A 12,574-nucleotide genomic window follows, 5' to 3' on the forward strand; every position below is an offset into this window, starting at 1 on the left:
CCTCTTCGCCGGGCGTTGCCCGAAGCCGCTTGCACTCGGGGGGGTCGAGTGCTAATCATTGGCGTTAGCACTCTCCAGGTGAGAGTGCTACTAAGACGAGGACCGGGTCGGTGAGGCCCGCAGGGTCCGGCGGGAAGGAACCGCCGGGCACTCAGGCCGTCCGTCGCGGGCGCGGGCGCGGTCCGGGAGCAATCCACCGCTGTCCGGGAGGACCACTTCAGATGGCCAAGATCATTGCGTTCAACGAGGAGGCCCGGCGCGGTCTCGAGCGAGGCATGAACCAGCTCGCCGACGCCGTCAAGGTCACCCTTGGCCCCAAGGGTCGCAACGTCGTCCTTGAGAAGAAGTGGGGCGCCCCCACGATCACCAACGATGGCGTCTCCATCGCCAAGGAGATCGAGCTCGAGGACCCGTACGAGAAGATCGGCGCCGAGCTGGTCAAGGAAGTCGCCAAGAAGACGGACGACGTCGCCGGCGACGGTACGACCACCGCCACCGTGCTCGCCCAGGCGCTGGTCCGCGAGGGCCTGCGCAACGTGGCCGCCGGTGCGAACCCCATGGCCCTCAAGCGCGGTATCGAGAAGGCCGTCGAGGCCGTCTCCGCCGCCCTGCTCGACCAGGCCAAGGACGTGGAGACCAAGGAGCAGATCGCTTCGACCGCCTCCATCTCCGCCGCCGACACCCAGATCGGCGAGCTCATCGCCGAGGCCATGGACAAGGTCGGCAAGGAAGGCGTCATCACGGTCGAGGAGTCCCAGACCTTCGGTCTGGAGCTCGAGCTCACCGAGGGCATGCGCTTCGACAAGGGCTACATCTCGGCGTACTTCGCCACCGACATGGAGCGTATGGAGTCGGCTCTCGACGACCCGTACATCCTGATCGTCAACTCGAAGATCGGCTCGGTCAAGGACCTGCTGCCGCTCCTCGAGAAGGTCATGCAGTCCGGCAAGCCGCTGCTGATCATCGCCGAGGACGTCGAGGGCGAGGCTCTGTCGACCCTGGTCGTCAACAAGATCCGCGGCACCTTCAAGTCCGTAGCCGTCAAGGCCCCGGGCTTCGGCGACCGCCGCAAGGCCATGCTCGGCGACATCGCCATCCTCACCGGTGGCACGGTCATCTCCGAGGAGGTCGGCCTCAAGCTCGAGAACGCGGGCCTGGACCTGCTCGGCCGCGCCCGCAAGGTCGTCATCACCAAGGACGAGACCACCATCGTCGACGGTGCCGGTGACAGCGACCAGGTCGCCGGTCGCGTGAACCAGATCCGCGCCGAGATCGAGAACTCGGACTCGGACTACGACCGCGAGAAGCTCCAGGAGCGCCTCGCGAAGCTGGCCGGCGGCGTGGCCGTCATCAAGGCCGGCGCCGCGACCGAGGTCGAGCTCAAGGAGCGCAAGCACCGCATCGAGGACGCCGTTCGCAACGCGAAGGCGGCCGTCGAGGAGGGCATCGTCGCCGGTGGCGGCGTGGCCCTGCTCCAGGCCTCCGCGGTCTTCGAGAAGCTCGAGCTCACGGGCGACGAGGCGACCGGCGCCAACGCCGTGCGTCTGGCCCTGGAGGCCCCGCTCAAGCAGATCGCCGTCAACGGTGGTCTCGAGGGTGGCGTCGTCGTCGAGAAGGTGCGCAACCTTCCGATCGGTCACGGCCTCAACGCCGCGACCGGCGAGTACGTCGACATGATCGCCGAGGGCATCATCGACCCGGCGAAGGTCACCCGCTCTGCCCTGCAGAACGCGGCGTCGATCGCGGCCCTCTTCCTCACCACCGAGGCCGTCATCGCCGACAAGCCCGAGAAGGCCGGCGCCGGCGCGCCGGGCGGCATGCCGGGCGGTGACATGGACTTCTGATCGGCTGCGGCTCCGGCCGCCGGTTGATCGGCTGTTCTCGAACGAGGGCGGCACCCCCACGGGGGTGCCGCCCTCGGGCGTTTCCGCGGCCCGCTAGAAGCCGACGAGCGACAGCGCCGCTGCGTCCGCGTGCAGCCCCTCCTGCTCGAAGGCCGCCTCGTCCGCGACGTACAGGTGTGGCCCGTAGCCGCGCTCCGCTGCCGGGAATCGGAAGAGGAAGGGCGAGGTATCGGCGAAGTGCCCTTCGGGGACGTGGGCCTGGAGCTGCTCGCGCAAGACTGTGCGCAGGAGCGTCTCGAACGTCGGTGATCCCGTCTGCTCTACCGGTGTGGCCCGTTCGATCATGATCGTCACCGTTGTCCTCCGCGTGGCGTGCCGTGCACCGGGCGTGAGCCTCGTTCCAGGCTAGCGGCGCGTGGCGGGTCGCGCCCGGGTGCCGAGATGGATCACCGCCGATCGGGGGGCTTTGATTGACTGGGGGCATGAGCGATCTCTTCGTCAAAATCTGCGGGCTCAAGACCGCGCACGACGTCGACGTGGCCGTGGCGGCGGGGGCCGACGCCGTCGGCTTCGTCTTCGCGCCCGGCAGCCCGCGGACGGTCGATGCCGCCACCGCCCGGGCGCTGGCCGCGCGGGTGCCGGACGGGGTGCTCACCGTCGGGGTGTTCCGGGGGCAGCCGGTGGGGGAGGTGCGGCGGTTCGCCGAGGAGAGCGGCGTACGGGGCGTACAGCTGCACGGCGAGGAGGGGCCCGAGGACTTCGCGGCGCTGCGCGCCGAGGGGCGCACGCTGCTGCGGGCCACCGCCGAGCACGTCGAGCGCTGCGGCGAGTACGGGGAGGACCTGCTGCTGCTCGACGCGCCCGACCCGGGCTCCGGCAAACCGTGGAACTGGGGGTCGGCGGACTTCACCGCACCGGAGGGGCACTGGCTCCTCGCGGGCGGGCTGAACCCGGACCATGTGCGGGAGGCCGTCGAGACGACCGGCGCGTGGGGCGTGGACGTCTCCTCCGGGGTGGAGCGGGAGCGCGGGGTGAAGTCCCCCGAGCTGATCCGGGCCTTCATCGAAGCCGCCCGGGGCACCTCGGTCTGAACGACCCGCGGTAGTCATACGATTACCCTGAGCGAGATCCCGCGTGTGGCGCCGGGCCCAGCGGGCAGAAAAGCCCCATGGACCCGGACATGCTCGGATGGCTGCGGCGCCTGACGCGCCGCCTCGCTCCAGGCGGGGGCGGAGGCGGGGCGGCGGTGTTCACCCCGCGCCGCGCCCCCGCCTTCACCGCCGACTTCACCTCACCCGCCCAGTGGGTCGCCGGCCGCTCGTGGGCGTATCCCGACGGCGGCCCGGTCAACCCGGGCGACAACAAGCTCGACCACCTCGTGGCCGACCCGCACTACAGCCGCGGCGGGGTCTTCCGGGCGACGCGGCGCCCCGACGGCAACTGGGACACCGGGCTGCTCACCACCGAGGGCAGCGACGAGGACTTCATGGTGCGCACCGGCGACGTGCTGGAGGCCCGCGTCCGGCTCCCGGTGGAGCTGGGGGCCTGGCCCGCGATCTGGACCTGGCGGGACGGCGGCCAGGAGATCGACGTCTTCGAGTACCACCCCGACAACCCCGACCTGCTGGAGCTGTCCAACCACGTCCGCGAGGCCCACCGCTACTACCGCGACCCCTCGGTCCGCCCTGGGGCGTGGGTCGACCTGAAGGTCGAGTTCGGCAGGAGCTCGGTCGTGTGGTGGGTCAACGGCGCCCGCGTCCACAGCGACGGCAGGGGCGTGGGCCGCGCCTGGCGCGCGTACCTCATCGTCAACCTGTCGGTGTGCGCCGGGCGGTACCACCCCGCGCCGGGGCCGGAGCTCACGGAGATGTCGTACGAGGTGTCACGGCTCGTGGTGTACCGGAGGTAGGAGGGGCAGCGGGGGCGCCGGGACCCGGTCCGTACGACGGTCCGGGCCCCGGCCGGGAGGAGCTGAGAGGAGGTGCGGGTCAGCGGGTCAGCAGACCCACAGTCCGTCCGCCCTGTCGTTGGCCCAACTGCCCACGTTGGAGCTCGCCGACGGGGCGGCGGAGGCCCACAGCTGCTCCCAGTAGCTGCCGGTCCAGTTGTAGACGGTGGTCACCGTCCCGTTGGTCTGGTTGTTGTGCCAGGAGGTGGCCTTGTCGTTGAACCCCCAGGTGGCGAGGTTCTCGAAGTTGCAGTCCGACCACGTCAGCCGGCGGCCGTCGTAGTTGGCGTGCTCGTAGAGGCAGGTCCAGCCGTAACTGCAGTTCGGCGAACCGAGGGCGACGGAGGGCTCGTTCACGGCCCTCGCCTTCGTCTCGCCGGGCAGCGGCCACGTCATGACGGCCTTCCCGTCCCGCCAGGCCGCCTGGTTGAGGCCGATCCGCTTGCCGCCCGGGGTCTGGGCGAGCTGCTCGTCGATCTGCTTCTGCAGACCGGCCACTTCGCTGCCGCTGAGGCCCGCTTGGGCGGCCTGGGCGGCGATGGTGCCGTCGAGGGCGGACTGGGCGGAAGAGGTCCCGGAGAAACCGAAGACGGCCAGGCTGCCGGCCGCCAGGGCCACGGCGAACTTCGTGCTCGTGCGCATAGGAATCGTGTTCCCTTCTCGTCACGAAAGCCCCTGTTTTTACGGGGCGACGCAACGCTAGGGCACCTTTTCACGGCCAACCCAGGCCCGTACCGGACAGAGGCCCTCTTGACCGCGACCGGGCCCGCGCCCCCCGTCCATCGCACCAGGCGACGGCCCGGCGCCGCCCCGGACTCTCCGGCTGCCGGGGGGAGGAAGCCCGGCGTCCGGGGCGGTTACGAGCCAACCTGTTGGCGGCTGCACGCATCGGCTCATGCCGGAGGCACGGGCGCGGGCACGGGCGCGGGCGGGGTGTCCGTGCGGAGCCGGGCGTGGAGGTGTTCGTCGTGCCAGCCGTCCGCGTGCAGGAGCGCGGCGCGCATCGTGCCCTCCAGGGGGAAGCCGGCCTTCGTCGCGATGGCGCAGGAGGCCGGGTTGGCCACGGAGTGGGTGATGCGCACGCGGTGCAGGCCCAGCTCTTCGAAGGCCCAGCGGCTGACGCGGTCCGTGGCCTTCGCCATGACGCCGGCGCCGCGGGCCGTGGGCAGCAGCCAGTAGAGGATCTCGCCGCTGCCGCCCGGCAGGTCGAGGTCGGCCAGGCCGATCAGACCGACCGAACGGCCTCCGGCGGCGGGGACGATGGCCCAGATCGCGGCCTTCTCCGCCTGCCAGCGGGCGTTCCAGCGGGCGATACGGTCCTCGGCATCGGCCGGGGTGAGCGGGCCCGTGCGGTTCCAGTGCCGGATCTGCGGGTCGAGGCAGGACGCGACCAGCGCGGGTGCGTCGTACGCGGCCCAGGGCCGCAGCACCGTCCCGCCCGGGAGGGTGAACTCCGGCTGCGCCGTGGCCGACATGCGGCCGGGCGGGACCACCTCGGGGATCTCGATCGGCGCGGTGGCCGGGACGGCTTCGGCGGGGAGCTGCATGGTCACAGTCTCCCCGCCGGGCCGGTGGGGCGTCAGGCCAGGGCCGGTTCCGTCGCGGGCGCCGGCTGGGGGGCTCCGGCCGGCTCCGGGTCCGTGTTGAGGTCCGTCAGCATCTGGCGCGTGAAGCCGAAGAAGTACGTGGTCACGAAGCCCACCAGGTAGCCGACCGCCAGGCCGCCCGCGTAGATCGCGATGGTCAGGCCCATCCCCGACTTGCCGTCCAGCAGCGGGAAGAGGGCCCAGCCCGAGGGGCCGATGGCGGTGGAGCCGAAGGCGGAGCCGAGCTGGTTGAAGAGCCCGACGAAGGCCCCGCCGGCCGCGCCGCCGACGCAGGCGGTCACGAAGGGCCGGCCCAGGGGGAGGGAGACGCCGTAGATCAGCGGTTCGCCGACGCCCAGGAAGCCCGCCGGGAGCGCGGACTTGATGGTCGTGCGCAGTGAACGGTTGCGCGGGAGCCGGTAGTAGACCGCGATGGCCGCGCCGACCTGGCCCGCGCCGGCCATGGCGAGGATGGGCAGCAGCACCGTGTAGCCGGACTGTTCGATGAGGGTGGTGTGGATCGGGATCAGCGCCTGGTGCAGACCGACCATGACCAGGGGGAGGAAGAGGCCGCCCAGGATCAGCCCGGCGAAGGCGCCGCCGGTGGCGAGGAGCCAGTTGGCGAACGTACCGATGGCGGTGGAGGCCTCGCCGGCGATGAACATCAGGCCGAAGATGGTGACCAGGCCCGAGACCAGGACCGTGAGGGTGGGGGTGACCAGGACGTCCAGGGCCTCCGGGACCCAGCGGCGGCACCACTTCTCGACGTACACGGCGAGCAGGGCGGCGGCCAGCGCGCCCAGTACGCCGCCCTGGCCGGGCTTCAGTTCCAGGCCGAAGGCGGTGATGTTCGCGACGCCCGGGAAGACGATGATCGCGGCGACCGCGCCGCCGAGGATCGCCGTGCCGCCGAACTCCTTGGCCGTGTTGTAGCCGACGAACACCGCGATCAGCGACATGAAGCCGGAGGCCATCGCGGCGAGTGCGGGCACGACCGCCGGCAGCCAGCCGGCGTTGGTCAGGACGCCGTTGAGGCCCGCGATGATTCCGCAGCCGATGAGGGCGGGGATCAGCGGGACGAAGATGTTCGCGACGCGGCGCAGGAACAGCTTGAAGGGGGTGGAGTTCTGCTCCTTCTGGGTCTGCTTCAGCGCGGCGCCCTGGGCGGCCAGGTCGTCCGAGGTGACGGCGTGCCGGGGCTGGGGCGCCGCCGCGCGGGCCTCCTCGACCAGCGCCTCGAACTCGGGCGTGACGCGGGCGACGGTGCCCGGGCCCAGGACGATCTGGTACGTGTCGTCGTCGACCGCGCCCATGACCGCCGGGAGGGCTCTCAGTGCCTCGTCCTGGACGAGCGAGCGGTCCCGCAGTCCGATGCGCAGGCGCGTCATGCAGTGCGCGATGGAGGTGATGTTGTCCGGGCCGCCGACCAGAGGAAGGATCGCGGCGGCTGTGGCGCGGTTCTTGTCAGTGGACATGTGGGGGTCGCCTTGGGTCGGGAATGCGGGGAATGCGGGGAATGCGGGAATGCGGGAGGGCAGCGGGAATGCGGGAGGTCAGCGGGTCCGGGCGAGGGAGAGGGCCGGGCGCAGGTGGCCGTCGCAGGCGCCGAGCAGCTCGGCCGCCCGCGGGCCGTCGACTCCGCCGAGGATGACGAGGATCGCGTGCTTGACCTCGCCGTCGGTGGCGGCGAGCGCTGCCTCGATCTCGGCGTCGGGGGCGCCGGTGGCCAGGGCCACGATGCGCCGGGCGCGGGCGCGCAGCTTCTCGTTGGAGGAGCGCATGTCGACCATCAGATTTCCGTAGGTCTTGCCCAGGCGGATCATCGTGACCGTCGAGATGAGGTTGAGTACGAGCTTCTGTGCGGTGCCCGCCTTCAGACGGGTGGAGCCGGTGAGCAGTTCGGGGCCGACGACGACCTCGATGCCGTGCTCGGCGGCCGCCGCGAGCGCGGAGCCGGCGTTGCAGGACAGGCCCACGGTGAGCGCGCCGCGCGTACGGGCGAACTCGACCGCGCCGATCGCGTACGGGGTGCGGCCGGAGGCGGAGATGCCGACGACGGTGTCCTCGGCGGTCAGCTCCAGCGCGGTGAGGTCCTCGGCGGCCAGCTCGCGCGAGTCCTCGGCGCCCTCGACGGCCTTGACCATGGCGGAGGGGCCGCCCGCGATCAGGCCGACGACCACGGCCGGGTCGGTGTTGAAGGTCGGCGGGCACTCGCTGGCGTCCAGTACGCCCATCCGCCCGGCGGTGCCGGCGCCCGCGTAGACCAGGCGGCCGCCGCGGGCCATGCGCGGGGCGATCGCGTCGACGGCGGCGGCGATCTGCGGCAGTTGTCCGGCGACGGCGGCCGGGACGGTGGCGTCCTCGGCGTTCATGAGCCGGACGATCTCCAGGGTGGGCAGCCGGTCGATCTCGGCGAGTTCGGGGCGGAAGGCCTCGGTGGTCAACGTGTCGAGCTGGGCGCGCAGGTCGGCGTACGCGGTCATGGGCGGGGCTCCTGTCGGGTGGTGCGGTGGCGGTGGGCGAGTGCCTCGTAGGAGGCGGCGAGCGCGGGCGCGGCGGTCTCGTACGTCTGTTGGGCGACGCCGACGAACAGACAGTCGACGACGAGTAGTTGGCTGGTGCGGCTGGACATCGCGGCCGGGCGCAGCCGGGTCTCGCGGGCGGCGGAGGTGGCCAGCACCAGGTCGGCGTAGTGCGCGACCGGGGCGTTCGGGCGGCCGGTGAGCGCGACGGTGGTGGCGCCGTGCTCGAAGGCGGTGCGCAGCGGCTCGATCACGTCGCCGGTCGAGCCGGAGTGGGTGATCGCGACGGCCACGTCACCGGGGCGCAGCAGGACGGCGTTGGTGATGGCCAGGTGGGGGTCGCTGTGGGCGTGGGCGATCAGGCCGATCCGCAGCAGTTTCTGGGCCAGGTCCTGGCCGACGAGGGCGGAGGCGCCGATGCCGTAGATGTCGATGCGGCGGGCGGTCGCGAGCGCGGTGACGGCGGCGGAGAGCTGGGTCAGGTCCAGGCCGGCGGCGGTGTCGGCGAGGGTCTGCGCCTCCTCGTGGGCCAGTTTGGCGACGACGTCCGCGAGGGGGTCGTCCACGGCTATGTCGACGGTGACGGCGGGGGCCGCGCCGGACTCCTGCTGGGCGGCGAGCGCGGCGAGGGCCAGGCGCAGGTCCCGGTAGCCGGGGTAGCCGAGGAGGCGGGCGGTGCGGACGACGGTGGCCTCGCTGGTGCCGGTGTGTTCGGCGAGGGCGGTGACGGTGAGCTGCGCGCAGCCGGCGGGGTCGGCGGCGACGGCTTCGGCGACGGCCAGCACGGAGCGGGTCATGGTGGGGGCGAGGCTGCGCACGCGGGCGCGGAGCGCGGCGGGGGCGGGGAAGGCCGGGGCCGGGGCCGGGGCCAGGGCCGCGCTGAAAGTTTCCTTCGGGGAATCGCTCACACGTGAAATCTATTTTCAGCGCAAGGGGGCGTCAAGGAGCCATGAGGCCCTTGAAAAGAGGACCTTCGCCACTTGGCCCCTGCGGGTTCACAATGTGCACATGGACCACGCGACCCCACTGGAACAGGCGCTGCACGTCGCCCGTGCGCTCGTGCTCGCCGATCTCGCCGCCGGCGAGGTCGCCGAAGCCGATGTCGTCTCCCTCGTCGAGGACTCGGTCACGCACCGCCGGTGGTGGGTGGAGCAGTGGCCGGAGGGGGTCGGCTACCTGGCCGGACTCGTCGCCCAGGACGTACAGGACGCGCTGCTGGGGAAGTACGGGCGCTGGCCGCTGTGCCCGGTCTGCTCGCACGGCGACCCGCACGCGCTCGACGTCGAGCCGGAGCTGGGCCCCGATCCGCACTGGGTGTGTTCGGAGGCCGGGGTGAAGGTGGCCGCGGTCGGCGGTCTGGGCCCCGTCTTCCGCCCGGGACACGGCCGGTGACGCTCTACATCGACCCGCCGACCTGGCCGGGGCACGGCCGGATGTGGTCGCACCTGGTCAGTGACGTCTCGTACGAGGAACTGCACGCCTTCGCGGCGGGCATCGGCTGCCCGCCCAGGGCGTTCGAGCGGGACCACTACGACGTGCCGTCGCATCGTTACGCGGACGCGGTGGGCGCCGGCGCGGTGGAGATCGGCAGCAAGGAGCTCGTCCGCCGCCTCACGGCCGCGGGCCTCCGCCGCCCGAAGGGCCGCCCGGCCTGACCGGGGCTCCGCCCCGGACCCCGCGCCCCAAGCTCCCCAAAGCTCCCCCCAGACTCCGTCCGGGGGGGGACCCCCGGGCGGGGCTGAAACCGCCCTGCGGGCCATCGCGATCAGCCGGGACGGTCAGGCGTGCGTGGGCGTTTCCGCGGGGGTGGCGGCGCCCGACGCGACCACGACGGTCGCGCGGGGCGGCGTACGCCGGTCGAGGCGCAGGGCGACCACGCCGAGGGCGATGGCCGTGACCGTCATCGCGCCGCCGGCCCAGGCGGTCGCCGAGTAGCCGTACCCCGCGTCGATGACGGTGCCGCCGAGCCAGGGGCCACCGGTGTTGCCGAGGTTGAACGCGGCCGTCGTGGTGGCACCCGCCAGCGTCGGGGCGGCGCCCGCGACGTTGAACATGCGGGCATTGAGCGCCGGGGCGGTGAAGAACGCCGAGAACCCGATCAGGAACGACAGCGCGACGGCCGCCGCGGCCACGGACGCCAGCAGGGCCAGCGCCGCCAGGAAGACGGTCGACGCGACGATGCCCCACAGCATCACGCCGAAGAGGTGCGCGTCCGCGACCCGGCCCCCGACCGTGGTGCCGACCAGCGCGCCCACCCCGAAGAGCCCCAGGATCCACGGCACCCAGCCGGAGTCCAGCCCGGCCACGTCCGTGAGCAGCGGAGACAGGTAGCTGAACGCGCAGAACACGCCGCCCGCGGCGAGGGCGGTGACGCCGATGGACAGCCACACCTGGCGGTCGCGGTAGATCCGCAGTTCCCGCGAGAGCGTCGGCTTCTCGGCGGGCAGCGGGATCCGCGGGATCAGTGCCAGGATCCCGGCGAGCGCCACCGCGGAGGCCGCGCCGACCGACCAGAACGCGGCGCGCCAGCCGAGGTTCTCACCGAGGAAGGCACCGGCGGGCACGCCGAGGACGTTGGCGATGGAGAGGCCGCCGATCATGACGGCCATCGCGCGGGCCCGCTGGTGCCGCTCGACCATCGCGATCGCCACGGCCGCGCCGACGGCCCAGAAGCCGGCGCAGGCGAGCGCGGAGACGATGCGGGAGGCGAACAGCAGCTCGTACGAGGGGGCCAGCGCACCCGCGACCTGACCGAGGCCGAAGAGGCTGATCAAGGAGACGAGCGTGGTGCGGCGCGGCAGGCGCAGCGTGGCCACGGCCAGCAGGGGCGCGCCGACGACCATGCCGATCGCGAAGGCGGATATCAGCAGGCCCGCCTGCGGAATGGTGACGTCCAGGTCCTCGGCGATGGGCGGCAGGAGCCCGGAGAGCATGAATTCGCTGGTTCCGAGCGCGAAGACGGACAGGCCGAGGACGTAGACGGCGACGGGCATGCGGGGGCGTTCGGCTGCTGTGGGCACGCCCTTCACCAACCGTGGCGAACGGGATCACATTCCCGGCGCACCGGTCCGCGTCAGCTCCGCCAGCTCGGCGGCCAGGTTGCCGCGGGCCGCGGCCTCCCAGTGCGCGGCCCCGTACGGGGTGCGGAAGAGGCGGGGCAGGTCGAGCAACTGGCGGAGCACCGCGGCGCGCCCGGTGCGGAAGGCTTCGTCGGGGACGAAGCCGTACTCGGCGCGCACGGCGGCGGCGTACGCCGTGTACGCGTCCGGGGCGCCGGCCAGGACGGCCAGGTCCGCGTCGCAGAGCGCCTCGCCGGCGGTGTCGCCGGGGGCGGGGTCGTGGGTGACGGTCAGCCGCACGAGCCGGGCCACCTCGGCCGTGCGGGCGGCGTCGATGCCGAGCTCGGGCAGGGCGCGCTCGGCGAGGGCCGCGCTGCGCTCCTCGTTCTCGGAGCGGTCGGGACGGTAGACGGCGTCGTGGAACCAGGCCGCGAGCTCCACGGCCGGCCGGTCCAGGGCGCTCGGCTCCGGGGCGTGCTCGGCCAGTACGTCGATCCGTGCGAGTACGTCGGCCAGGTGCGCGGTGGTGTGGTACCGGCGCTGCGGCTCGGCCCAGGCGGCCAGCAGCCGGTCGGCGTAGGGCGCGGGGTCGCGGTCGGCGGTGGCGCCGGCGGCGCTCACGGTCGCGTTCCAGCGGGCGCGGAGCCGCGCCGTGTCGGTGTGCGCGGGGTCGGTGTCCATGCGCACATTGTGGGGGTGGCGCGATTGTGCTGGTGAAGCGCGGGCGAAGGCCCGTACCCTGAACATTGGACTAGACCTATTTTCCAAACAGGTCATACGGGCCATGCAAGCCATACAAGCCACATGAGCAGATTTCCGAAGGATGGGATCACATGAGCAACCGTGCGCTCCTGGAGGTGATCGCCCTCGACGCCGAGGACGCGATCGCGGCCCAGGCCGGTGGGGCCGACCGCCTCGAACTGGTAGCCGACATGGCCGCCGACGGGCTCACCCCGCCGCGCGAGACCTTCGCGGCCATCAGGGCGGCGGTCGACATCCCCCTGCGCGTGATGCTCCGCAAGACGGACGGCTTCTCGGCAGGATCCGCCGCGGATCTGGAGCTGCTGGTGGCGCAGGCGCGGGCGCTGCGCGCGGAAGGGGCCGAGGAGTTCGTCCTCGGCTTCCTGAAGCCGGACGGAACCCCCGACCTCACCGCCGTCGAGGCCCTCGCGGCGGAGCTGGCCGGCTGCCGCTGGACCTTCCACCGGGCCATCGACCGGGCCGCGGACCGGGACCAGCTGCGCAAGGCGCTCGCGGACGTGCCCGGGCTGGACACGTACCTGACCGCCGGCTCGGCGACGGGCGTCGAGGCGGGGCTGCCGGTGCTGCTGGCGGAGGCGGCGCGGCAGGGCGAGCCGGGGTACGGGGCGCGGATCCTGGTCGGCGGCGGGCTGGCGCTGTCCCACCTGCCGGTGCTGCGCGGGGCGGGCGTCGACGCCTTCCACATCGGCAGCGCGGCCCGTCCCTCCGGGTGGGGCCGCCCCGTCTCGGCCGCCGCCGTCTCCGACTGGCGGGCGGCCCTGGCCTGACCCCCCCGCCGGAGCGGCCCCGCGGGGCTCCGCCCTGGCCCCCGGTTTTGCCGCCCTGGCCTGATCCCCGTGCCCCGCGGGGCACG

14 protein-coding genes are annotated in these 12,574 nt (G+C 72.8%); 6 read left to right on the forward strand and 8 right to left on the reverse strand.

From position 1 onward, the window contains the following. Window positions 1-221 precede the first annotated feature (221 nt). The gene (gene groL / locus ACFWB8_RS03670) at window positions 222-1,844 is read left to right on the forward strand and encodes a chaperonin GroEL (protein ID WP_385221948.1); all 1,623 of its coding nucleotides are present in this window, start codon (window positions 222-224) and stop codon (window positions 1,842-1,844) included. Window positions 1,845-1,937: 93 nt separating this feature from the next. Here groL and ACFWB8_RS03675 read toward each other — a convergent pair whose 3' ends face one another. Beyond that, window positions 1,938-2,198, reverse strand: coding sequence for a hypothetical protein (locus ACFWB8_RS03675; protein ID WP_385221951.1), 261 nt, complete (start codon window positions 2,196-2,198; stop codon window positions 1,938-1,940). A 128-nt stretch (window positions 2,199-2,326) separates the two neighbouring features. Between ACFWB8_RS03675 and ACFWB8_RS03680 the strand changes: the two genes are divergently transcribed. Next, complete coding sequence (locus tag ACFWB8_RS03680) at window positions 2,327-2,935, forward strand: phosphoribosylanthranilate isomerase (protein ID WP_385221953.1); 609 nt, start codon at window positions 2,327-2,329, stop codon at window positions 2,933-2,935. A gap of 77 nt (window positions 2,936-3,012) precedes the next feature. Then, window positions 3,013-3,753: a beta-glucanase gene (locus ACFWB8_RS03685; RefSeq protein WP_385221956.1), complete on the forward strand. Its 741-nt coding sequence runs from the start codon at window positions 3,013-3,015 to the stop codon at window positions 3,751-3,753. A gap of 87 nt (window positions 3,754-3,840) precedes the next feature. Here ACFWB8_RS03685 and ACFWB8_RS03690 read toward each other — a convergent pair whose 3' ends face one another. From ACFWB8_RS03690 to ACFWB8_RS03710, 5 genes are all read right to left on the reverse strand, one after another. Further along, window positions 3,841-4,434, reverse strand: a complete 594-nt coding sequence (locus tag ACFWB8_RS03690; protein WP_385221958.1) for a peptidase inhibitor family I36 protein — start codon at window positions 4,432-4,434, stop codon at window positions 3,841-3,843. Between the two features lie 251 nt (window positions 4,435-4,685). Further along, window positions 4,686-5,339 (reverse strand): GNAT family N-acetyltransferase, encoded by a 654-nt coding sequence (locus tag ACFWB8_RS03695; protein WP_385221961.1) that lies wholly within the window; start codon window positions 5,337-5,339, stop codon window positions 4,686-4,688. Window positions 5,340-5,371: 32 nt separating this feature from the next. Next, the gene (locus tag ACFWB8_RS03700; RefSeq protein WP_385221964.1) at window positions 5,372-6,853 is read right to left on the reverse strand and encodes a PTS transporter subunit EIIC; all 1,482 of its coding nucleotides are present in this window, start codon (window positions 6,851-6,853) and stop codon (window positions 5,372-5,374) included. A 78-nt stretch (window positions 6,854-6,931) separates the two neighbouring features. Then, the gene (murQ, locus tag ACFWB8_RS03705) at window positions 6,932-7,861 is read right to left on the reverse strand and encodes an N-acetylmuramic acid 6-phosphate etherase (protein ID WP_385221966.1); all 930 of its coding nucleotides are present in this window, start codon (window positions 7,859-7,861) and stop codon (window positions 6,932-6,934) included. Further along, the gene (locus ACFWB8_RS03710; RefSeq protein WP_385222041.1) at window positions 7,858-8,772 is read right to left on the reverse strand and encodes a MurR/RpiR family transcriptional regulator; all 915 of its coding nucleotides are present in this window, start codon (window positions 8,770-8,772) and stop codon (window positions 7,858-7,860) included. Before ACFWB8_RS03710 ends, murQ begins: the two co-directional genes overlap by 4 nt. A gap of 136 nt (window positions 8,773-8,908) precedes the next feature. Here ACFWB8_RS03710 and ACFWB8_RS03715 point away from each other — a divergent pair, with 136 nt between their 5' ends. Further along, entirely contained in the window at window positions 8,909-9,292 is a 384-nt protein-coding gene (locus ACFWB8_RS03715) for a hypothetical protein (protein ID WP_385221969.1), read from the forward strand. Continuing rightward, window positions 9,289-9,555: a DUF4031 domain-containing protein gene (locus tag ACFWB8_RS03720; RefSeq protein ID WP_385221971.1), complete on the forward strand. Its 267-nt coding sequence runs from the start codon at window positions 9,289-9,291 to the stop codon at window positions 9,553-9,555. The genes ACFWB8_RS03715 and ACFWB8_RS03720 overlap by 4 nt, the downstream gene beginning before the upstream one ends. 123 nt (window positions 9,556-9,678) lie before the next feature. Here the strand turns inward: ACFWB8_RS03720 and ACFWB8_RS03725 are convergent, their stop codons facing one another. After that, window positions 9,679-10,893, reverse strand: a complete 1,215-nt coding sequence (locus ACFWB8_RS03725; protein ID WP_385222044.1) for a Cmx/CmrA family chloramphenicol efflux MFS transporter — start codon at window positions 10,891-10,893, stop codon at window positions 9,679-9,681. A 54-nt stretch (window positions 10,894-10,947) separates the two neighbouring features. Further along, window positions 10,948-11,640 carry a hypothetical protein gene (locus ACFWB8_RS03730; protein ID WP_385221974.1) on the reverse strand — a complete coding sequence of 231 codons (693 nt, stop codon included), beginning with the start codon at window positions 11,638-11,640 and terminating at the stop codon, window positions 10,948-10,950. A gap of 152 nt (window positions 11,641-11,792) precedes the next feature. Between ACFWB8_RS03730 and ACFWB8_RS03735 the strand changes: the two genes are divergently transcribed. Further along, window positions 11,793-12,488, forward strand: a complete 696-nt coding sequence (locus ACFWB8_RS03735) for a copper homeostasis protein CutC (RefSeq protein ID WP_385221977.1) — start codon at window positions 11,793-11,795, stop codon at window positions 12,486-12,488. Window positions 12,489-12,574: the final 86 nt, after the last annotated feature.

Source organism: Streptomyces sp. NPDC060031 (assembly GCF_042736805.1).
Classification (GTDB): Bacteria; Actinomycetota; Actinomycetes; order Streptomycetales; family Streptomycetaceae; genus Streptomyces.

Bases quoted from the DNA above. Each gene is read 5' to 3' on its own strand.
- groL (WP_385221948.1), top strand. From the start codon at position 222: ATGGCCAAGATCATTGCGTTCAACGAGGAGGCCCGGCGCGGTCTCGAG.
- ACFWB8_RS03680 (WP_385221953.1), top strand. From the start codon at position 2,327: ATGAGCGATCTCTTCGTCAAAATCTGCGGGCTCAAGACCGCGCACGAC.
- ACFWB8_RS03685 (WP_385221956.1), top strand. From the start codon at position 3,013: ATGGACCCGGACATGCTCGGATGGCTGCGGCGCCTGACGCGCCGCCTC.
- ACFWB8_RS03690 (WP_385221958.1), bottom strand. From the start codon at position 4,434: ATGCGCACGAGCACGAAGTTCGCCGTGGCCCTGGCGGCCGGCAGCCTG.
- ACFWB8_RS03695 (WP_385221961.1), bottom strand. From the start codon at position 5,339: ATGCAGCTCCCCGCCGAAGCCGTCCCGGCCACCGCGCCGATCGAGATC.
- ACFWB8_RS03700 (WP_385221964.1), bottom strand. From the start codon at position 6,853: ATGTCCACTGACAAGAACCGCGCCACAGCCGCCGCGATCCTTCCTCTG.
- murQ (WP_385221966.1), bottom strand. From the start codon at position 7,861: ATGACCGCGTACGCCGACCTGCGCGCCCAGCTCGACACGTTGACCACC.
- ACFWB8_RS03715 (WP_385221969.1), top strand. From the start codon at position 8,909: ATGGACCACGCGACCCCACTGGAACAGGCGCTGCACGTCGCCCGTGCG.
- ACFWB8_RS03725 (WP_385222044.1), bottom strand. From the start codon at position 10,893: ATGCCCGTCGCCGTCTACGTCCTCGGCCTGTCCGTCTTCGCGCTCGGA.
- ACFWB8_RS03730 (WP_385221974.1), bottom strand. From the start codon at position 11,640: ATGGACACCGACCCCGCGCACACCGACACGGCGCGGCTCCGCGCCCGC.
- ACFWB8_RS03735 (WP_385221977.1), top strand. From the start codon at position 11,793: ATGAGCAACCGTGCGCTCCTGGAGGTGATCGCCCTCGACGCCGAGGAC.